The organism is Pseudomonas sp. R3-57, assembly GCF_051132065.1.
Taxonomy (GTDB): Bacteria; Pseudomonadota; Gammaproteobacteria; order Pseudomonadales; family Pseudomonadaceae; genus Aquipseudomonas.
Genome location: NZ_CP071655.1, coordinates 777079 through 797609, shown reverse-complemented (window position 1 = coordinate 797609; position 20531 = coordinate 777079). Strand labels below are relative to the sequence as shown.

Here is a 20531-nt window from a genome sequence, read left to right as displayed (position 1 = left end):
TCTATTCCAGCAAAAGGTGACGGGCGAGCCCTTCGATGTAAGTTTCGTCCTGGCCGTTGGGGTGCGCTTCAAAGGCCAGGTGCAGGTATTCGTGAGTCAGGTCGAGACGGTCCTGCAGCGTCAGGACGCCGCGCACGTAGATGCGCTGGCGTTCGCGGTCGACGAAGGGCCGGCCGAAGGCAAGTTTGCATACGGCGAAAGTGCTGACGTCGTTGTAGCCGGTTTCGCTGGCAAGCTTCGGCCGCCAGCCGCGTCGCTGTTTTTGTAGCCAGTCCTGCGCGGCGGGCAGCGCTTCGCAGGAGGCGACTGGGTTGTCCCAGCGGCTGAGGCTGGCGCGCGGGTAGGCGTGCAGCAGAATCGCGTCGTAGCGCTGGCCGGCGTTGGCCTGCTCGACGGCTTGTTGCCAGGCGAGTTTGTCCGGGCCCGGTTGGTCGGAGTGATAGGTGACGGTGCTGCCGGCAAGGACCAGATCCGCAGTCCAGGCGGCGATGTTGCGTGACTCGGCAGAGGCTGGGCGTGGCGCGACACGTTGGCGGTTGCTGCTGTCGTCGATGCTCAGGCAGTCGCCGTGGCGCGTGGCGTTTTGCAACAGGTAGGTGCGGATCGCCACAGCGAGGGCTTTGGCGGCTTCGGCGGGTTGCGCCTTGGCTTCGCGCTCAAGCACGCGGGCGACATACTCCTCACGATCAAGCCGGGCGACCAGTTTGTCGTTGAGCAAAAACAGTTCGCCGTCACTGTGGATATCCAGCGCGTTGCCGTTGGCGAATTCGACGCGGTAGTCACCCTGTAACGGACCGGACGTCACTGTTCGTTCGCCCGTCGAAACCTTCGCAAGCGGGTACTTCGAAAACAGCCCGACTTCGACACAACGCCCCGCCTCGGCCGGCCATGCCGCTGGCAAAGCCGTCGCCAGTGCCTGACCGTAATGCCGCAACACCATCTGACTGGTGCCACGCCCGCCGGCCCAGACCGGCGCACCGTCCGCCGTCCAACCGGCAAAGCCACCCTGACGCGACTGTGGATCCTGGTCGCCGAACCAGCTCCAGGTTTTCACCCGCAAGCGCCCGCCCAGTTCGCCGACGACATTGCCGTCAGCCGCGTTCAGCACCACGTCGAGCAACACCCGCCGCGCCTGATCCTGCGCCGGCAGCGAGGCCAGCACCTTCAGCAACTCCACAACGGAAACCCGCTGCGCTGGCTGCACCGAGGGCAGATCGAGCAACCACGTCGGTGCCTGCCGCGCCTGCCAATAGCTGCGCCAATCGGCAGCAGAAATGCCCAACCGTGCCGGTTCAAAATACAAGCCGCAGGATTTCACCAACGCCTGATCGCGCTCGATCTTGCCGCCCGCGGTGCAGCAATAGACTTCTTCTTTCGACTGCCCGCGACATTCATAAGCCGGCTCACGCGCGCCGGTATCGACCAGCCAGGCGTAGACAAACAATTTCCACAAACTACCCAGCGGCGCCTCCAGCGAGGGAGGCAACGGCTCGCGCGCGATCAGTTGCGTCTGGCTCAGCGACAACAGTTCGCCCTGATAAGCCAGGCGTAAGGGCTCGTCCTGCGCCGTTGCCAGCGCAGGCATGATCCCGATCAACAGCCACAGCAGCGGCCGGATCATGTCAGTTGACCGTGACCTGGCCGAGCGCGGCTTTGGTTTCCTGAGCCTGATGCTGCGGCGCATAGACCTGCTTGAACCGCACCGGCGGCAGGTTGAACTGGCCTTTTTGCGAGAAACGCACCAGATGGCGCAGGCGCAATTCACCACTCAGCGCATCCACCGGCACTGCGTAGGCCAGTTGTCCCGGCTCGAAGCGGGCCTTCTCCAGCGCGGTCGGCTCGCTGCCGTCCTTGCCTTGCAACTTGATGCCCCAGGTAGTGCGCTCGACATCGGCGCCCGGCGGCAGCGGCACTTCGAGCATGCCGTAGCGCAGCGGTTTCGGCGCTTTGCTGGTGAGGATCACTTCGTCCAGATACAGACTGTCGCTGGAGAGCGGTTTGCTGCCGACCGGCTCGAGTTTGAAGGTGAACGCTTCGTCGCCCGGCACCAGTCGCAACAGACGACGGGTGATGGTCACGGCCATCGGATCGACCGCCGGCTGTTGGGTCTGGAAGCTCAGCGCCGCGCGCAGCGGACGCTCTTGTGTGCCGGACACGCTCAACACACTTGGCACCGGCGTCGGGCCCTGCCAGATCCAGTACATCTCGCCGCTCGCGCCATAGTGTTTCTTCCAGCCTTCACCCGGTGCGAGGGCAATGGTCGGCGACGCCTGGGCGATGCTGCGTTGCAGCCAGGTCAGCGCGAGCGCGCGTTCGAGGGCCGATTGCTGTGGCAGCAGACGTTGCAGCAGCGCTGTCGCACGGCTCTGATCGAACGGTTGCAGCGACAGGTTCAGCGCCTCGACGAATGGCTGCGAGCTGACCGCCAGACGCTGTTGTGCCGCAGACACTTGACCATTGAACGCTTGCGGCAAAGTCACTTTCGCTTGCGTGGCCAGCGAGGCAGCCAATACCCGCGCCGCCGCCAGACCGAGCGCCGAATCCGGATCGTTCATCACCAGACTGTCTTCGCCATCATCCAGCACGGTTTCGGCACTGCCCTCACCGGCCTTGGCCAGATCGTCGATCAAACCGCTGAGCAGCGTGTTCACCGGCAGGTGCATCTGTTTGGCGAACGACAGAATCAGCGCCCGTTGCAGCAGCGGCGTGTTCGGCGCTTGCTTGGCGTAGACCTCCAGCACCCGCTGCCAATGCTCCGGCGGCAAGGTCAGTTCGAGCACCTGACTGGCGTTCCAGTCAGCGTAGTAAGCGTAGGCCGTGAGGAATGCATCCGGCTCGCCGTCATAGCCCCACCAGGTGAAGTTCGCCGACGGTCCGGCCATTTGCACCAGCCGCAAGCGGCTGTTTTGCATGATCAGGCGCAAGCGATCGCGAATCTGCGGGTTCGACGCCAGCGAGGGATAAGCAATGCTCAGCGGCAGCAAACGGCTGGCGGTCTGCTCGACGCCGCCGTACGGGTAGCTGAGCAGATCATCAAGGGCAGAACGGAACAGCGCTTGCGGACTGTCATCCAGACGCAGGCGAATATCCGTGGCATCAGCCGGCAGACTCAACGGCGTATCACCGCTGGCAACCTCGAGACTTTGCGTTTGTGTCACTTGCCAGCCATCGCCGGTTGCACTCAGGCGCACCGCCAAGGCGTCAGCGGTTTTGCCGTCCTGCACCAGCTCCGCCGTCCACTCACCGGAAGCCAGGGCGAACGCCGGGATCGGCAGGTAGTTGATGCCGTTGTTCAAGGTCACCGGCAGGCGCTGCTCAGCGCCGGCATAACGAGTGACCAGTTCAGCCTTCAGCGGTTTCTCGGCCTGACTGAACGCGAACACGCCCAGTTGCGGCTGATCGCCCTGGCGGAATTTGCTCGGCCCGCTCCACTTCAGGTACAGCGGTTTCTCCGAACGAACAAACTGCTTCTTCTGCCCGACCTGACCGTCATCGGCGATCGCGCGCGCAGTGATGCGCCAGCGGGTCAGCGAGTCCGGCATCTTGAAGGTGAAACGGGTTTTGCCGTCGGTGCCGGTCAGCAGTTCCGGCTGCCAGGCGGCGGTGTCGACGTCTTCGCGACGCGGCCGCTCCAGCACTTTCACCCCGCGTTCGCTGCGGTTGGCCTTGCCCGGAGCGCCGGGGCTGCCCGGCAACGCCACGTCATAGCTGATGAACGACAGGCTGGCACTGGTACGCACGTTGTTGCGGCGCGGGTGATAGAAGAACTGGTCGATGGTCGGCGCGACTTCCGGTTGCAGCGCGTAGACCATTTCGTCGACAACGCTGACGGTCAGGTGCGCCGGCACTGCCTTGCCGGCGAATTGCGTGGTCAGGTCAACCGTGACCGTATCGCCCGGCAGGTACACCGCTTTGTCGGTGCTGATCGCCACGTCGATCTGTGGCGCGACCACTTTGATCCCGGCGTTCTGGAAGCTGTACTGACCGCCCTTGGTGTAGAGCACGGAGAAGGTCAGGTTCGGCGCGAAATTGTCTTTCACCGGGATGCGCGCGCGGTATTGGGTGTCGCTGAGTTTTTCCAGTTTCAGCCAGTCAGCGCCCTTGGCCAGCAGCGCGGTGGCTTCGACCTTGTCGCGTTCCAGCGACAGCAGCGCATCGCTGACCGGCTCAGGGAAAGTGATCAGCGCCAGCGCTTCATCGCCGGCCTGGTATTCAGGCTTGTCGAGGACGATCTCGACGGTACCCGGCACGGCTTTGACGCCATCGCCTGTCACCGAATGGCCGGTGGCGCCGAGGACGCGACCGTGCTGATCCTTCAGCGTCAGGTTGTAGGTGCCCGGACGTTCGAACGCGAGGCTGAAGCCTTTGTCGGTGGCGGCGAGTTTGCCTTCACCAGTGCTCTGATCTTCGAGACGCACCCAGCCATAGCTGCTTGGCGTCACCGCTTTGCTCGGCTCGCTGCCGCCCTCGTTGGCGTAGCTGAACGCAACCTTGTCGCCGGCCGCGCTGAAGCGCTGCGGCGCGCTCAACCGGAAGCTGGCGGCGCCACGGTCGATAAGGATTTCCTTGGTGGTCTTGACCCGATACGCCGCACCATCACTGGCGAACACGGTGAGCATGTAGCGGCTCGGTTTGTCGGCGGCTGGCAGGTCGAGGGTCGCATTGCCTTTGCTGTCGGTGGTCAGTTCGGTGCTGGTCAATTCCACCGGGAATTGACCCAGATATTGCAGCTCATTGTCGACCATCGACAATTGCTGGGCGCGCAGGCTCAGGCTCAGTTTGGCATTGGCCACTGGCTTGCCGTCCGGGTAGAGCAGTACCAGATTGCCTTTGACCGGCTCGCCGGTGCGGTAGTCCTGCTTGGCCAGATTCAGGGAAATCTCGAAGTGCGGCTTGATGTATTCGGCGACGCGGAAGGCACTGCTGTAGGCCTGATCCTTGTAGCTGAAACGGATCTCGTAACCGCCGGCCACGGCATTGTCCGGCAATTGGAAACGGCCCTGAGTCCCGGCTTTGGAATCGAGTTTGAGATCGAGGTGTTGCAGCTCGGTGCCGGTCGCGTCGAGCACGCTAACGGTGACGTCCGCAGCGCCCGGCAATACCGAGTCGCGGGCATTCTTGAATTCGCGACCGACGATTTTCAGCGACACCCAATCCCCCGGCCGATACAGCGGCCGATCGGTGAAGGCATACAGTTTGGTGTCGTAGATTTCGCTGTCGTAATAGAAGTTTTCCGAAACGAACACGCCGCCTTCTTCGTCTTCGCCGATGACGAATGAACGCTCGGGGCTTACGTGTTTCAGGCGCAGCAAACCATCGCTGTCGGTGGCGCCGCTGCTCATTACACCGAGGCCGTCGGTCCACAGCACATTGACCTTCGCCACCGAGCTGCCTTCATGTTTGCGTGCGGCCCAGACCAGCAGTTCGTCACCGGCAATCTTGCTCACCGCCACGGTGTTGGACACAAAGACCATGGTCGTCGCGCGGTACTTGCCGATCAGCGCTTCGACCAGGTACAGACCCGGTTTCAGCTGACCCAACGGAATGTAGACGTTGCCTGGCGCGACGCTGACGAAATCACTTGAAGAGCCGGCCAGATCGACCCCGGCCGGCGGCTGGATCGGCTTGGCCTGCCACAGTGGATAACGGAACTGACTGACCACCGGCAGGCCCGGAATCAGCGCAAATTGGGGTTGCGCGTCGTACGGCGTCGGCGCGGCCATGGCGTCGCCCATTTTCAGTTCCGGCACTTCTTCGGTGACCTGTTTGCGCGACTCGTAGGAGAACGCACGCTGCATCACCCGACGGGATTTGCGGTACCAGTTGTCCCACAGGTACGCGAGGGTGTTGGACAGCCCTTCGCCCTTGAACTGGCCGTCGCTGACCACCCGGTGCAGGTTCTTCTGACGCTTGAGAAAATCCAGCGGCTTGTCGATGCGGTACACCCGAATGTCGGCGCCGCCATACGGTTCCATGCGGAAACGCCGGTAATCACGACCGGGCGCCTCAAGACGCACCATGGCCTGTTCGTCCGCTGCGAAACTGCTGTCGGCGAGCAGAAAGAAGCTTTCGCCGGACACCGGCGTATAGCCGCTGGGCTCGACCGAATCGTCGGCATTCACGCTTGCCAGTGGCAGCAACAGCGCCAGCAGCAGAGGAATTCGGGAGCAGATACGCAGCATGCGGGCACCGGTCATTGGGAGAGAAAATTCAGTCGATAGACGCCGATGAAGTTGGGGTTGGCTGCGTCGGGTATCCATCGGGTGTCCTTCCATGTCATGAGTTGCTGCAGGCTTGCCGAACGCATGCCGTTGTCTGTGGGGGTGGTGGTGCCGGTGTGATAGGCGATGTAGCGGCCCATCCAGATCATCAGGTGCTGGTCGTCGCCCTGATCGAAAAACATCAGGTCACCGGGGCGCGCCTGCGACACATCACGGCTGACCAGATGGCTGTTGAACTGAATCAGTTTGATCGCGTTGACGTAAGGCCCGACCTTGCCGCCGCCCTGCTGCCACTGTTGCGCGAGCTTGCGTTGCTCGTCGCTGAGCACCAGCTCTGGCGGCAGGTAGCGATTGGACAGGCCGTTGCTGCGCAGCCATTTGTCATCGTGGACTTTCAGCGCTTCATTGGCGGCAAAGCGCACCAGCCCGGCGCAGTCCTGCTGATACCAGCGCGGGCTCGGGCCCTGGCTCAGTTGCTCTTGTGCGATACGCACGAACCAGGCGCGGAACACCTGCGATTGCGCAGGATCCAGCGCCGGGGTTTTTATAGGTAGCGAGTCGACGGCGCGGGCGCCCGCACTGAGCAGCAGCGCGAGCAGGCCGAGGCTGCGGATCAGTGCGTTCACAGCGCTTTCCATTCCAGCGGCAGCCACTGCCAGTGGCCGTCCGGCTCACTGCCTTCGGGCAAGGTCAGGGCATATTTGCCATAGCCACCGAGGGTGCGCAGTTTCGGCAGCAGATAGGTTTGCGCGGCGTTGTAGAACACCGGCTCCATGTCCTGCGGCAGGCTGTCGAGGGTTTCCTGCTGCATCAGCCGGGCCATCGAATCCGGACCGAAATAGATCGGCATCAGCACATCTTCAGGCAGCACGTCGGCCATCGGCGGGAAGCGCTTGTCGAGAGTGCCGAGGGCCTTGTCGATGAGTTTGTCGTCGAGCGAAAACAGCAACGTCGAGCCGTGTCGGGCGAGGCTGACTTTCATGAACGCCTTGCCGGATATCGCCTCCGGGTTCTGCGCAGTCTTCGCCGCATACGGACCGAAACTGGAGCTGACCTGGCGCTGCCAGACGTGGCTTTGGCCTTCCTGCTTCTCGACCACCGGGAACACGTTGTCCGCGACGTTGGGCTCGAACGCGCCGACCATCGAGCCGAACAGCTTGCCCAGATCGCCATCGAGCTTGCTGCTGTCTTCGTCTTTCAAACCGGCGACCAGCAGCGGCGTGTACAACCGTGAGTCGGCGTACCAGCACAGACCCGCCGCACCGGCGACGTGCCCGGTCAACGTCTGCGCCACGGCGTCATCGGCGCCGAGCTTGATCAGCAGCGGTTTCTGCGGTTCGGCTGCTACCGGCAAAGTCACGCAGGCGCTGGCGCCCAGCGGCATCGCCTGCCACACCGGTTTGAAATCGAAATCCGGCTGGTTCTGCAGTTCGTCCATGGCCAGGTAGCTGTGCCAGCCCTTGTCGTCCATGTCGAAGCGCAGCCCAGCGAAATTCGGGATAAAGCGCTGATAGCCCATGGCAAGCACGCTGGAATTGACCGACAGCCGCTGCTTGGTTTCAGGGCTCTTCGCCGGCAGACCGAACGCTTCGGGAAAGAGTTTTTCGCCGTTGAGCAATGCCGCCAGCGCTTGCGAGGAAACGTGGCCGGATTCTTCAGACGCGCCGTTTTCCGGGTCGTAGTATTTGGCCGGGTTGGACAACACCACCAGTTTGTCGCCGCGCGAGGCGAACAACAGCGATTTGCTGGCGTTGTAGCTGAGCTGATAGAGCGGGACTTCGTCGCTGCCAACCTTGAGGTTGCCGATGGCGCTGAGCTGGCTGTCATCCAGCGCGACTTTCGCCAGCGGCTCGAGCAGTTTCGCCAGCCCGCCACGATCCATCACCAACAAAAAATCCTTCAAGCGACCATCAGCGCCCCGCCACAGCGCGACATCGGCCGGTTGATCAAAAAGCTGCTCGATCAGGCTGTCCTGCAACTTCAGGTCATGCTCGTAGACGATCCGCCGCAGGCTGCCAATCAGGCCGAGGCGGTCGGCGTGGGTTTCGTAATAGAAGACGAAATCCTCGGTGAGCGTGGCCTTGAGGAACGGCACCGTCAGCAGGTCTTTGGGCAACTGGCTCAGCGAGCGGGTTTCCAGTAACGCGTCCGGGCGGCTAAGACCGAGCTTGTCACTGGCCAGCTCGGCCGGCGGCGCCTTGGGCTTGAGCAGCAGCCAGCCGAAACCGCCCGCCACGCCGGCGATCAGGCACAGCCCGAGCAACAGCAACGGCCAGCGCCGCGGAGGTTTGGCCGGTGGCGTAGTGGCAGCCGGGGTAGCAGTGTTATCGCTCATGTGCACAACATCCGAGTTCATCCGTGGCGGGATGCTTAATAGTTGAAAGTCTTGACCAGCAGCAGATCACCGATCGCGCGCAGGGGCACGATGAAGGTTTCGCGTTTTTCGTCGACGGTGTTTTCGTTGAGCACCAGCGTGATTTGCGAGGTGATCACCTCGTTCTGGTTGCTGGTCTCCTCGAAGTTATAGCCGCCGGCGCCGTAGTTGCCCCAATAGTTGACGTAAACCAGATAGGTGCCGTGCAGCGGCGCCGTCATGGTGAACATTTCCGGACCCGGCCCGTCGACGCCATCCGGGTCGAGACCGCCGCCATTGCTCAGCGCCGGCCGCGCCCAGAACGCATGCTGACCGTCGGGGGTGACAATATGCAGATCGAGTTCGGCTTTCGGGTCGTCCCATCCCAGGACAAGACGAATCCGCGCCGGCGTGCGCAGATTATTGGCTTCATAAAATTGCACACGCTTGAGCGACTGGCCCTCGGCGCTGATCACCTCGACACTGTTGGAACCGGCGCCGAACGCATACGGCCGGGCGAAGCGGCCCTGATCGTCGGTGTACAGATTGAGTGGATTGCCATTCACCGCGAGGCTGTGCGGCGGGCGCATAGGGCCGAGAGCCTTGAGCTGACCCTGGATCATCGCGCGATTGCGCTGCACGCCGCGATCGATCGGCGGCGTCGGATAGGCGACCTGGGGGTTTTCCGTGCGATCGAGCAAGCCGTGATAGCGCCAGCCACCCACCGGCTCCGACAATTCGGCGCTCGGCGCGGCCGCCCACAGCCCCGGCGCACAGGCCAGGCCGATCAGCAGCAACAGAAATGAACGCATGTGATGCCTCCTGCCATGCCCCAACGAAACCTTGCACCCGATCCTCGGCGCTTCACAGCGATGAACTGCGTTTCGTCTGATGAACCCGCGGATGCGGGTCGTCGAAGGCGCGAAGATTAGCGATTCGGCAGTTTTTTAACAATCGGATACATGTGCTTTTGCTGTAGGAATTGCGCCAACCCAGTGGACGATGAGCCGAATAGCCGTCATATTCGGCTCACTAAATGAGCCGAATAGCTTTTCCATTCGGCTCACGAACCGACGCAGGCATTCAAATGGCAACTCAATGGATCTGGCAGCAACCCGATTGGCCGGACTTCAAATGGCAAGCAGAACGCCTGGCGGGTCTGTTGCGCGAATGCGTGCAGGCGCAAGGTCAGCTGATGGGCATGGCGGGGTCGGTCAGTCATGCCCTCGGGGCGCAGACCGAACTCGACGCCCTGCTGCAGAACATCGTGACCTCTTCGGCCATCGAGGGTGAACAACTCAACGTCGGCTCGGTACGCTCATCATTGGCCAGGCGTCTGGGCCTGGAACTGGTTGACGGGAATAGCGTCAGTCCGCGCAGTGAGGGGCTGGCACAACTGATGCTCGATGCGACCCGGCGCTTTGCCGAACCGCTGACCTGCGCGCGCTTGCTTGAGTGGCACCGATGGTTGTTCCCCGATCAAAACAACGACCTTAACGCGAGAGCGATGCACGTTGGCGCGCTGCGCGGTGAAGAGCCTATGCGGGTAGTGTCCGGTCGCATTGATCGCCCGACCGTGCATTTCGAGGCGCCGCCGCGCAAAGGTCTTGAACGGCAACTGGAGCAGTTTCTCGACTGGTTCGAAGCGAGCCGGAATCAAACTGCACTGGACCCTCTGCTGCGCGCCGGCATCGCGCATTTCTGGTTCGTGACCTTGCACCCTTTCGATGATGGCAATGGCCGTCTGACCCGCACCATCACCGATCTGGCGCTGGCGCAGGGTGAGGCGCAGGCGATCCGTTTCTACGCCATGTCGGCAAGCATCCTTGATGATCGCTCGGGCTATTACCGGATTCTGGAGTCGAGCCAGAAAGCCACCCTCGACATCACTGAGTGGCTCGACTGGTTCCTGCAAACCTTGCTGCGCAGTCTGCGCCAGGCGATTGCGCGCATCGACAGCGTCCTCGGCAAGACGCGCTTCTGGCAGGCGCACCGCGAATCGGAGCTGTCCGTCGAACAGGTAAAGGTGCTCAATCGATTGCTAGACGGCGGCGAACGCGGCTTCGAACAGGGCATCAGTGCCGGGCAATACCAGGCGGTGGCGAAGGTGTCGAAAGCCACCGCGACCCGGCATCTTGCCGAGCTACTGGACAAGGGTTGCCTGCAGCGCTTGCCCGGAGGGGGCCGCAGTACGCGCTATCGGATCAACTATCCGGACTGATCGCTGAATCATTGAGTCTGCGCCCGGCGCCAGCTCCGCTCATTTGCCCATACCCCCCCTATCTGCTAGTGTCGCGCCGGTTTAACGTCTACCGGAAATTGCCGCCATGGCCCGCAAAAAAGCTGCACTGGATTTCGAACAGTCCCTCGCCGACCTGCAAACACTGGTCGAGCGTCTGGAGAACGGGGAATTGTCGCTGGAAGACTCGCTGACCGCTTTCGAGCAGGGCATCGGTCTGACCCGTGATTGCCAGGCAGCGCTGGCGCAGGCCGAGCAGAAGGTGCAAGTGCTGCTGGAGCGCGATGGCGAACTCGCCGAGGAACCCTTCGACGCGGAACAGCCAGAATGATTGCAGCGTATTCGGCGACCAGCCAGGCCCGAGTCAACGCGGCGCTGGAGAGCCTGTTCACTGCACCGTTGCCGGAGTTGGCGCGGCTCTACGAAGCCATGCGCTACAGCGTGATGAACGGCGGCAAACGCGTACGCCCGTTGCTGGCTTACGCCGCGTGCGAAGCGCTCGGTGGCGAAGCCGAGCAAGCCAACGGCGCGGCCTGCGCGGTGGAGCTGATCCACGCGTATTCGCTGGTGCACGACGATTTGCCGGCGATGGACGACGATGATTTGCGTCGCGGCCAACCCACCACCCACAAGAAATTCGATGAAGCTTGCGCGATTCTCGCCGGTGACGGCTTGCAGAGTCTGGCGTTCAGCGCCCTGCTCGACCCGCGCCTGAGCAACTGCAGCAGCGACACTCGCCTGCAAATGGTCACCGCGCTGGCCCAGGCCGCAGGCCCGGCGGGCATGGTCGGCGGCCAGGCCATCGATCTCGGCTCGGTGGGCTTGAAACTCGATCAGAAAGCCCTCGAACAGATGCACCGGCACAAGACCGGTGCGCTGATCGAAGTCAGCGTGCGCCTGGGCGCCCTCGCCAGCGGCCGGGCCGAGGCGGACGAACTGAAGTCCCTGCAGACTTATGCACAGGCCATAGGTCTGGCGTTTCAGGTTCAGGACGACATTCTCGACGTCGAAAGCGATACCGCGACCCTCGGCAAACGCCAGGGCGCCGACATCGCCCGCGACAAGCCGACCTACCCTGCGCTGCTCGGCCTCGACGCGGCCAAAGCCTATGCGCTGGAGCTGCGTGATCAGGCGCTGCACGCCCTGCGACCGTTTGACGCGGCGGCCGAGCCGTTGCGTGAGCTGGCCCGGTATATCGTCGAGCGGCGCAACTGACGGCGAATCGGCCAAAAAAGACCAACGCGTGGGCAGGGGCCGATGCATCAGGTAAACTGCCGCATCTTCTATACCTATAACGATTCGCCTGATGCCCACGACGTTTCATGAGATTCCCCGCAAGCGCCCGACCACGCCCCTGCTCGACCGCGCGAACACGCCGGACGGCCTGCGCCGGTTAGGCGAAGCCGAGCTGGAAACCCTGGCCGATGAGTTGCGCCTGGAACTGCTCTACACGGTCGGCCAGACCGGTGGGCATTTCGGTGCCGGCCTGGGCGTGATCGAGCTGACCATCGCGCTGCATTACGTCTTCGACACGCCGGACGACCGTTTGCTGTGGGACGTCGGCCATCAGGCGTATCCGCACAAGATCCTCACCGGCCGTCGCGAGCGCATGGCCAGCCTGCGCCAGAAGGACGGCATTGCCGCGTTCCCGCGCCGCTCCGAGAGCGAGTACGACACCTTTGGCGTCGGCCACTCCAGCACTTCGATCAGCGCCGCGCTGGGCATGGCGATTGCCGCGCGCCTGCAGGACAGCGATCGCAAGGCCATCGCGGTGATCGGCGATGGCGCGTTGACTGCCGGCATGGCCTTCGAGGCGCTGAACCACGCGCCGGAAGTCAACGCCAACATGCTGGTGATCCTCAACGACAACGACATGTCGATATCGCGCAACGTCGGCGGGTTGTCGAATTATCTGGCGAAGATCCTTTCCAGCCGCACCTACGCGAGCATGCGCGAAGGCAGCAAGAAAGTCCTCTCGCGCCTGCCGGGCGCCTGGGAAATCGCCCGTCGCACCGAAGAATACGCCAAAGGCATGCTGGTCCCCGGCACGCTGTTCGAAGAGCTGGGCTGGAACTACATCGGCCCGATCGACGGCCACGATTTGCCGACCCTGATCGCCACGCTGCGCAACATGCGCGACCTCAAAGGCCCGCAGTTCCTGCACATCGTCACCAAGAAAGGCAAAGGCTTCGCCCCGGCGGAAGTCGACCCGATCGGTTACCACGCCATCACCAAACTCGAGCCGCTGGACGCGCCGGCTGCTGCGCCGAAAGCCGCCAGCGGGCCGAAGTACTCGGCGGTGTTCGGCGAGTGGCTGTGCGACATGGCCGCCAGCGACCCACGTCTGGTCGGGATTACCCCGGCGATGAAGGAAGGCTCGGATCTGGTGGCGTTCAGCGAACGCTTCCCGCTGCGCTACTTCGACGTGGCGATTGCCGAGCAACACGCGGTGACGTTCGCCGCGGGCATGGCCTGCGAAGGCGCGAAACCGGTGGTGGCGATTTACTCGACGTTCCTGCAGCGCGGTTACGACCAGCTGGTGCATGACGTCGCCGTACAGAACCTCGACGTGCTGTTCGCCATCGACCGCGCCGGTCTGGTGGGCGAAGACGGCCCGACCCACGCCGGCAGCTTCGACCTGTCGTACCTGCGCTGCATCCCGGGCATGCTCATCATGACGCCGAGCGATGAAAACGAACTGCGCAAGATGCTCACCACCGGTCACCTGTTCAACGGCCCGGCGGCAGTGCGTTACCCGCGCGGCAGCGGCCCGAATGCGAACATCGAGAAAGACCTTGAACCGATTGAAATCGGCAAAGGCATCGTCCGCCGTCAGGGCAGCAAAGTCGCCCTGCTGGTGTTCGGCGTGCAACTGGCCGAAGCGTTGAAAGTCGCCGAGAAGCTTGATGCCACGGTGGTCGACATGCGCTTCGTCAAACCTTTGGACGAAGCCTTGGTTCGCGAAATCGCCGCCAGCCACGAGCTGCTGGTGACCATCGAGGAAAACGCGATCATGGGCGGTGCCGGTGGCGCGGTCAGCGAATTCCTCGCGCGCGAGAACATCCTCAAGTCGATGCTGCACCTGGGCTTGCCGGATATCTACGTCGAGCACGCAAAGCCTGCGCAGATGTTGGCCGAATGCGGTCTGGATGAAGCCGGGATCGAAGCGTCGATTCGTCAGCGGCTGGCATTGCTCGACCGCTAACTCGCTGAACACACAATACCTGTGGGAGCGGGCTTGCCCGCGAAGGCGTCGGCACAGTCAACCTCGATGTTGAATGTACCGGCCTCTTCGCGGGCAAGCCCGCTCCCACAGTGTTTTGTGGAAGCATAAAGTTTGTGTACATCTGCAATTTCTCACGGACCACCGATGAACCTCTCGCGCCTCGCCCTGCCTCTCTTCCTGCTGCCGACCGCCAGCGCTGTCGCCGATACCTTCGAACGCGATCAGGCCCTGAAGCTGCCCGACACACTGATCAGCGCCAACCGCCAGGTCGAAGCCCGCAACGACAGCAGCGCCGCCAATACCGTGTTCACCCGCGAAGACATCGACCGCCTGCAACCGAGCGACGTACCGGACTTGCTGCGCCGCGTGCCGGGCGTACAAGTGGCACAGACCGGCGGGCGCGGCAGTCTGCCGGGGATTTACATCCGCGGCACACAGTCGGCGCAGAGTCTGGTGCTGGTCGATGGCCAACGCATCGGCAACTCAACGTCCGGTGACAGCAACCTGCAGCATTTGAATATCGAGCAGATCGAACGCGTCGAAGTGCTGCGTGGTTCACGCTCGGTGATTTACGGCAGCGATGCGATTGGCGGCGTCATCCAGATCTTCACCCGCCGCGGCAACGGCCAAGGCTTGCAGCCACGCCTGCACATGGGCTTGGGCAGCAACCAGAGCTGGGAGCGCAGCCTCGGCTTGTCCGGGGGCGACGACAAAACCCGCTTCAACCTTGGCGCCAGCCTCGATGAAAGCGCCGGCATCGACCGCACTCACGACTCCTACCCGAGCGACGGCGATCACGATGCCTACCGCAACAAATCCGTCAGCCTGAGCCTCAGCCATGCGCTGACCGACGACATCGAAGTCGGCGCCAATCTGCTGGATAACCGTGGTAAAAGTGAATTCGACAATCCGTTCGGCCGCTTCGACCCGGTTACGTTCGAGTCGCTGCAGCAACAGCCCTACAGCGATTTCAACGTCAGCAGCCTCAACAGCTACGTCGACGCGCGGGTCAATGAACGCTGGAAAACCCGCCTCGAGTTTGGCCACACAGAGAACCGCGAAAAAACCTTCGACAAGCTCAGCGAAGAGCGCTCAGTGTTCAATACTTACCGTGATTCGGTGAACTGGCAGAACGACCTGACCCTTGATCCGCGCAACAGCCTGATTCTCGGCGGCGACTGGTACGAAGACCGCATCAACAGCAGCACCGCGTTCGACGAGGACAGCCGCTGGAACCGCGCCGCATTCATCCAGCATCGCTACCAGGGCGACAGTTTTTCCACCGAGCTGGGTCTGCGTCACGACGACAATCAGCAATTCGGCAGTCAGAACACCTGGAGCGGCACGTTCAGCCTGCCGCTTAACCCGGACAACGACCTGTTGCTGAGCTACAGCGAAGGCTTCCGTGCGCCGACCTTCAATGACCTGTACTACCCGGATTTCAGTAACCCCGACCTGAAACCGGAAACCTCGAAAAGCTACGAGCTGCAATGGCGCAGCCAGTTGAGCGACCGCAGTCGCCTCGAGGCGTCGATTTATCGCACCGATCTGGAAGACGCGATCATCTTCGGCAGCAATTCACGCCCGGAAAACGTCGCTTCAGCGCGGATTAATGGTTTTGAAGCGGCACTGAAACAGGAGCTGTTCGGTTGGCAGAGCAACTTGGGCGTCTCGATCATCGACCCGCGCGACCGCGACAGCGGGCACACCCTGGCACGCCGTGCGCGGCGGACACTGAGTTGGGATCTGGATCGGCAGTTCGACCGCATGAGCCTGGGCGCGAGCTGGCAGACGGTAAGCAGCAGTTATGACGATCGCGACAACCAGCAATCATTGGGTGGCTATGCGCTGTTCGGCTTGCGCAGCAGTTGGGCTTTGAATCGCGAGATCAAGCTGGATCTGAAGGTCGATAACATTTTCGACAAGGGTTACAGCCGGGCCAATTACAGCTATGACGGCAATTCGTATGGGTATCGCGAGGAAGGTCGGGTGTGGATGTTTGGGGTGAGCTGGACGCCGGAGCTCTGATCCTTTTTTGGTGATTTGCGGGCCTCTTCGCGAGCAGGCTCGCTCCCACAGTGGATCTCTGTTGCGCTCAGATCCCGGGTTAAAACCCAATCAAAGGTGGGAGCGAGCCTGCTCGCGAATGCAGGCGCTGCGGTCTCAACGGTCGGGCGCAATCAACCGGCAAAGCTTTGCAGTTGCCTCAATCATCTGCCCGCTAGGTCTTTCAAGCCCTTTGTCAGCAACCAACAATAACCGCCCCTGCTTCACCGCCGCCGCCTGCGACCAGCTCTTCCACGCCTCCAACTGCGCCTGATCCCCCGCCAGTATCACCTCGGGATCACGCTGCAACACCGCCTCGACACTCACTTGCGGCGCTGGCAGATTGAGGTCGGCGAAGACATTGCGCGCCCCGCAGACCTCAAGCGCATCGCTGATGATTTGCCCGCCGCCAATGGTGTACAGCGGCTTGTCCCAGACCTGATAGAACACTCGCAACGGCACCTCGCGGCGATAGCGCTGGCGCAGGTCGGCAAGCTGTTGGCGCAAATAGTCCGCGCGCTTCAGTCCGCGCTCCGGTCGTCCCAGGCGCGTGGCAATCGCTTCGATCTGGTTTATCAGTTGTTCGAGGGAATGCGGCTCGACGACGAAAGTCGCGATACCGAGGCGCTTGAGCTGATCACGCTGCGCTGCGCCGACACTGCCGGGCCAGAGCAATAACAGGTCAGGTTTGAGGCTGAGCAAACGCTCGATGTCGAGCTGGCCGTAACGTCCAACCGAGGCGACATGCGCAATCGGCGCGGGGCGCTCCCCGGCATCGAGCACGCCGACCAGCAGATCGGCTGAATCCAGTTCAACGACAATTTCCGACAACGACGGGGCGAGGCTGACCACGCGCAGATCCGCTAACACCGGCCCAGCACCGATCAGCAGCAGAACCGCCAGCCAGAGCCGGCGCATCAGCCGAGTTGACGCGGAATACGGTAGAGATAAAACAGCACCGCCGTCGACAGCGCCAGCAACATCAGCGGCACGGCTTCGAGGCCGACGAACACCGCCAGCGCACCGATCCACGCCGGCAGGGATGCGACCAGGAACGCCGCGCGACGGCGCGCCGCAAGCGCAATCCACGCGGCCGGTTCATCGGGCGTATCGAGGGCTTTTTGCGTGGCGATCAGCGCATGTTTGTAGCGGCCGAAAAACTTCAGGCTGACGAACATCGACGCGACGCCGGCGATGAACAACGGCATCGCCAAGACGGGCAGCAGCCCCTCACCCGCGCCGAACAACGCATTGATGACGAACAGCGGTACCAGCGCCAGCGCCAGGTACTGCCACCAGGCCACCGACAATCGGCGCCGCACCTGTCCGCGCGTCACGCGCGGTCGACCTCGCCCTGGTGCTCGTTGCCCATCATGTGGTCGAGCTTGCTGGCCTTGGTCGCCAGGTAGAGCTTGTTGTGCGGGTTGTGGCCGGTGTGCAGCGGCACACGCTCGGCGACGACGATGCCCATCTCGGTCAAGGCTTTGACCTTGCGTGGATTGTTGGTCATCAGACGCAGGGATTTGACTCCCAAATGTTCGAGCATCGGCAGGCACATGGCGTAGTCGCGCTGATCGGCGGCAAAGCCCAGACGTTCATTGGCTTCTACGGTGTCGGCGCCGCCGTCCTGCAATTCGTAGGCGCGGATCTTGTTCAACAGACCGATGCCGCGGCCCTCCTGACGCAGATACAGCAGAACGCCACGACCTTCGCGGGCGATCGCCTGCAGGGCGGCGTCCAGTTGCGAGCCACAGTCGCAACGCTGGCTGAACAAGGCATCGCCGGTCAGGCATTCGGAGTGCAAACGGCCGAGTACCGGAGCGCCGTCGGCAATTTCACCCAGGCTCAGCACGACGTGCTCGCGGCCGGTGGTTTCATCGAGAAACCCGTGCATGGTGAATTGCGCATAAGGCGTTGGCAGCTTGCAAGCGGCAACAAAGACGACAGGCACCGTTGTGCTCCTGATCTGAAGAGTCTGAAATTCGCAGGCCGGCATTGTAACAGCAGGTTCCTACAGACGCTTAGGCTGAATTATCAGCGATAACGATCAAAAAGTTTGATGACAGACCGCCTTGCATCGGTCCCTTGTAGGAGTGAGCCTGCTCGCGATAGCGGACTGACATTCAACATTGATGTCGACTGATCTACCGCTATCGCGAGCAGGCTCACTCCTACAGGGGATGTGTGTTGGGCTTCAGTTTGCGTCAAACGGATACGGCTGCTTCCACTTCTCGAAAATCGGCCTCAGCTCGCCACTCTTGACCAATTGCGCCATGCGCCGGTCAAACAGGGCCATCAACGACCTGGCTTGCGGAGTGTCGGCGAAGCCGAGGAACACCGGCAATTCAGCCAGATGTGTAGCGCGATATTGAAGCGGATCGGGCGCTGTTCGCATCACGACTTCTATCTCGGACAGCGCATCGATATAGAAATCGGCCCGCCCCTGCTTGAGCATCGACAGGATGCCGCTGCGCCGCTGGATCTGGTTGAAGCGCTTGATGTTCGGCAGGTAGTTTTCGTAGCGATAACCGCGCACCCACGCCAGGCGATATTTGCTGAGGGTCGTCAGCGTTGGCGCCGGATTGCTCGAAAGGCCCAGGGCATGGATATGGTCGGTATCGAAATTCCAGTGCGGGTAAACAACCTGCTCGGCTTCATCGCGATAGGAGCCGACCATGGCATCGACCTCTTTCAACTGCACCAGCCCGATCGAGCGGGTGTACGGTACCGTGCGGATATCAAGCTTCACACCGGCCGGCTCGAACACCTTGCGCAGTAAGTCCCACGCCAGGCCATGGCCGTCGGCGGCGCTATAGTCTTCCCAGTCTTCGCTGGCCAGATGGATCACCGCAGGCGTCGGCGCTTCGTGCGCATGGGCGAACGCGCCCAACAGAGCCAAAACCAGCATCGCCAACCCGCGTCGCAGCATTTACCTGCCCCTCACTTGCCCCTGACCCTGATCAGGCGAACAGCCATACCAGCCCCTGCATCGCCAGCCAGGCAAACACCCCGGCGAGCACGTCGTCGAGCATGATGCCGACGCCGCCATGCACGTGTTTGTCGATCCAACGGATCGGCCACGGCTTGAGAATATCGAAAAAGCGAAACACCAGAAATCCCGCGAGCAGCCAGTACCAGCCTTCCGGCACCAGCCACAAGGTGATCCACATGCCGACCATTTCGTCCCAGACGATGCCTTCGTGGTCGTGCACGCGCAGATCATCGGCGACTTTGCCGCACAGCCAGAAGCCGAACAGCATGGTGATGCCCAGCATCAGCCAGTAACCCCAGTCGGGCAGCATCTGCCACAACGGAATGAACGGCAGCGCCACCAGCGAGCCCCAGGTGCCCGGGGCTTTGGGCAGCGTGCCGGAACCGAAGCCGAACGCGAGGAAATGCCAGGGGTTGCGCCAGACCGACGGCGGCACGAAGTCAGCCGGAACCTGTTTCGGGTGATCTGTCACGGTGTCTCCTGAAAATGTTGATAACCGCGGGTATGCGGGGTGATATCGCGACCGTCACGATCCAGCAGCACCACGCCCTGGCCGTCGCTGACGCGGCCGATCACATGGATCGGCCAACCGGCAGCCAGCAGTGCCGGGAGTTCGACGGACGGCAGCGTAAAGGCCAGTACGTAATCATCGCCACCGCTCAGCGCTGCACGCTCGGCACCGCGCTGACCGAGAAACGCCACTAAGGCATCCGACAACGGTACACGCTCGCGTTCAATCTCAAGTCGCACCTTCGACGCCAGCGCGATATGGCCGCAGTCGGCGAGCAGGCCGTCAGAGATGTCCAGCGCCGCTGTAGCTTTTCCCCGCAAGGCCTGACCGAGGGCCAGTTGCGGCTGTGGCGACCAGTAATGATCAAGCAGTGGCAGGGCGATTTCGGCCGCGGCGTCACGCTGCCCCAGCACCAGCGGCAACGCCCCGGCGGCATTGCCCAACTCACCGCCGACACAGAGCAGGTCGCCGGGTTGCGCACCGCTGCGGGTCAAGGCTTGGCCCATGGGTACGCGACCGAACACCGTGACCGTCAGGCTCAACGGGCCACGTGTGGTGTCGCCGCCAACCAGCGTTACGCCGCAACTCTGCGCCATGCGGTTCAAACCGCGGGCATAGGCTTGCAGCCAATCGGCGGTCACCGTCGGCACAGTCAGGGCAAGGGTAAAGGCAACGGGCGTGGCGCCCATGGCGGCCAGGTCGCTGACCGCGACGGCCAGCGAGCGCTGACCGAGCAGAAACGGATCGCACGGGTCGGCGAAATGCACACCGGCCACCAGCGTATCGGTAGAAATGGCCAACTGCTCCCCAACGGGAACCGTCAGCAAGGCACAGTCATCGCCAATCCCGAGAGCAACGCCTTCGCCGCCCTGCGCACAAGGCGCGGCGGCGAAGAAATTGCGGATCAGCTCAAACTCGCCCATGACTGAGACAAAGTGCTCAA

General features: G+C 62.5%; 16 protein-coding genes. 5 read left to right on the top strand and 11 right to left on the bottom strand.

The features are described 5' to 3' along the window. Position 1 precedes the first annotated feature (1 nt). Genes J3P93_RS03695 through J3P93_RS03675 form a run of 5 tightly spaced genes read right to left on the bottom strand, consistent with a single transcriptional unit; the run spans position 2 to position 9386 of the window. A complete protein-coding gene (locus J3P93_RS03695; protein WP_434595179.1) occupies positions 2–1621 on the bottom strand; it encodes a DUF2300 domain-containing protein in 1620 nt (539 codons plus the stop codon). Position 1622: 1 nt separating this feature from the next. Further along, entirely contained in the window at positions 1623–6197 is a 4575-nt protein-coding gene (locus J3P93_RS03690; RefSeq protein ID WP_434595177.1) for an alpha-2-macroglobulin family protein, read from the bottom strand. Further along, a complete protein-coding gene (locus J3P93_RS03685; RefSeq protein WP_434595174.1) occupies positions 6194–6859 on the bottom strand; it encodes a DUF1175 domain-containing protein in 666 nt (221 codons plus the stop codon). Before J3P93_RS03685 ends, J3P93_RS03690 begins: the two co-directional genes overlap by 4 nt. Further along, entirely contained in the window at positions 6844–8556 is a 1713-nt protein-coding gene (locus J3P93_RS03680) for a DUF2138 domain-containing protein (protein WP_434595171.1), read from the bottom strand. The genes J3P93_RS03685 and J3P93_RS03680 overlap by 16 nt, the downstream gene beginning before the upstream one ends. A 35-nt stretch (positions 8557–8591) precedes the next feature. Further along, positions 8592–9386 (bottom strand): YfaP family protein, encoded by a 795-nt coding sequence (locus J3P93_RS03675; RefSeq protein WP_434595168.1) that lies wholly within the window; start codon positions 9384–9386, stop codon positions 8592–8594. Positions 9387–9661: 275 nt separating this feature from the next. Between J3P93_RS03675 and J3P93_RS03670 the strand changes: the two genes are divergently transcribed. From J3P93_RS03670 to J3P93_RS03650, 5 genes are all read left to right on the top strand, one after another. Further along, positions 9662–10795, top strand: coding sequence for a Fic family protein (locus J3P93_RS03670; RefSeq protein ID WP_434595165.1), 1134 nt, complete (start codon positions 9662–9664; stop codon positions 10793–10795). Between the two features lie 106 nt (positions 10796–10901). After that, the gene (locus J3P93_RS03665) at positions 10902–11144 is read left to right on the top strand and encodes an exodeoxyribonuclease VII small subunit (RefSeq protein ID WP_003228627.1); all 243 of its coding nucleotides are present in this window, start codon (positions 10902–10904) and stop codon (positions 11142–11144) included. After that, positions 11141–12028, top strand: coding sequence for a (2E,6E)-farnesyl diphosphate synthase (gene ispA / locus J3P93_RS03660; protein ID WP_434595161.1), 888 nt, complete (start codon positions 11141–11143; stop codon positions 12026–12028). Before J3P93_RS03665 ends, ispA begins: the two co-directional genes overlap by 4 nt. 91 nt (positions 12029–12119) lie before the next feature. Next, positions 12120–14018: a 1-deoxy-D-xylulose-5-phosphate synthase gene (dxs, locus tag J3P93_RS03655; protein ID WP_434595158.1), complete on the top strand. Its 1899-nt coding sequence runs from the start codon at positions 12120–12122 to the stop codon at positions 14016–14018. A 165-nt stretch (positions 14019–14183) separates the two neighbouring features. Beyond that, on the top strand, positions 14184–16067 hold the full coding sequence (locus J3P93_RS03650; RefSeq protein WP_434595155.1) for a TonB-dependent receptor domain-containing protein: 1884 nt from the start codon (positions 14184–14186) through the stop codon (positions 16065–16067). A 135-nt stretch (positions 16068–16202) separates the two neighbouring features. Here the strand turns inward: J3P93_RS03650 and J3P93_RS03645 are convergent, their stop codons facing one another. From J3P93_RS03645 to thiL, 6 genes are all read right to left on the bottom strand, one after another. Beyond that, entirely contained in the window at positions 16203–17003 is an 801-nt protein-coding gene (locus J3P93_RS03645; protein WP_434595152.1) for a cobalamin-binding protein, read from the bottom strand. After that, entirely contained in the window at positions 17003–17422 is a 420-nt protein-coding gene (locus J3P93_RS03640) for an MFS transporter (RefSeq protein ID WP_090286698.1), read from the bottom strand. Before J3P93_RS03640 ends, J3P93_RS03645 begins: the two co-directional genes overlap by 1 nt. Further along, the gene (gene ribA / locus J3P93_RS03635; RefSeq protein ID WP_090286700.1) at positions 17419–18036 is read right to left on the bottom strand and encodes a GTP cyclohydrolase II; all 618 of its coding nucleotides are present in this window, start codon (positions 18034–18036) and stop codon (positions 17419–17421) included. The genes J3P93_RS03640 and ribA overlap by 4 nt, the downstream gene beginning before the upstream one ends. 243 nt (positions 18037–18279) lie before the next feature. Then, positions 18280–19014 carry a substrate-binding periplasmic protein gene (locus J3P93_RS03630; RefSeq protein WP_434595147.1) on the bottom strand — a complete coding sequence of 245 codons (735 nt, stop codon included), beginning with the start codon at positions 19012–19014 and terminating at the stop codon, positions 18280–18282. Positions 19015–19045: 31 nt separating this feature from the next. Continuing rightward, entirely contained in the window at positions 19046–19549 is a 504-nt protein-coding gene (locus tag J3P93_RS03625; protein WP_203419661.1) for a phosphatidylglycerophosphatase A family protein, read from the bottom strand. Then, entirely contained in the window at positions 19546–20511 is a 966-nt protein-coding gene (gene thiL, locus J3P93_RS03620) for a thiamine-phosphate kinase (RefSeq protein ID WP_434595144.1), read from the bottom strand. Before thiL ends, J3P93_RS03625 begins: the two co-directional genes overlap by 4 nt. Positions 20512–20531: the final 20 nt, after the last annotated feature.

Excerpts from the sequence above, each read along its gene's own strand:
- J3P93_RS03630 (WP_434595147.1), bottom strand. The coding sequence starts at position 19,014 with ATGCTGCGACGCGGGTTGGCGATGCTGGTTTTGGCTCTGTTGGGCGCG.
- ispA (WP_434595161.1), top strand. The coding sequence starts at position 11,141 with ATGATTGCAGCGTATTCGGCGACCAGCCAGGCCCGAGTCAACGCGGCG.
- J3P93_RS03695 (WP_434595179.1), bottom strand. The coding sequence starts at position 1,621 with ATGATCCGGCCGCTGCTGTGGCTGTTGATCGGGATCATGCCTGCGCTG.
- J3P93_RS03650 (WP_434595155.1), top strand. The coding sequence starts at position 14,184 with ATGAACCTCTCGCGCCTCGCCCTGCCTCTCTTCCTGCTGCCGACCGCC.
- J3P93_RS03685 (WP_434595174.1), bottom strand. The coding sequence starts at position 6,859 with ATGGAAAGCGCTGTGAACGCACTGATCCGCAGCCTCGGCCTGCTCGCG.
- J3P93_RS03690 (WP_434595177.1), bottom strand. The coding sequence starts at position 6,197 with ATGACCGGTGCCCGCATGCTGCGTATCTGCTCCCGAATTCCTCTGCTG.
- J3P93_RS03665 (WP_003228627.1), top strand. The coding sequence starts at position 10,902 with ATGGCCCGCAAAAAAGCTGCACTGGATTTCGAACAGTCCCTCGCCGAC.
- dxs (WP_434595158.1), top strand. The coding sequence starts at position 12,120 with ATGCCCACGACGTTTCATGAGATTCCCCGCAAGCGCCCGACCACGCCC.
- J3P93_RS03670 (WP_434595165.1), top strand. The coding sequence starts at position 9,662 with ATGGCAACTCAATGGATCTGGCAGCAACCCGATTGGCCGGACTTCAAA.
- thiL (WP_434595144.1), bottom strand. The coding sequence starts at position 20,511 with ATGGGCGAGTTTGAGCTGATCCGCAATTTCTTCGCCGCCGCGCCTTGT.
- J3P93_RS03675 (WP_434595168.1), bottom strand. The coding sequence starts at position 9,386 with ATGCGTTCATTTCTGTTGCTGCTGATCGGCCTGGCCTGTGCGCCGGGG.
- J3P93_RS03680 (WP_434595171.1), bottom strand. The coding sequence starts at position 8,556 with ATGAGCGATAACACTGCTACCCCGGCTGCCACTACGCCACCGGCCAAA.
- J3P93_RS03645 (WP_434595152.1), bottom strand. The coding sequence starts at position 17,003 with ATGCGCCGGCTCTGGCTGGCGGTTCTGCTGCTGATCGGTGCTGGGCCG.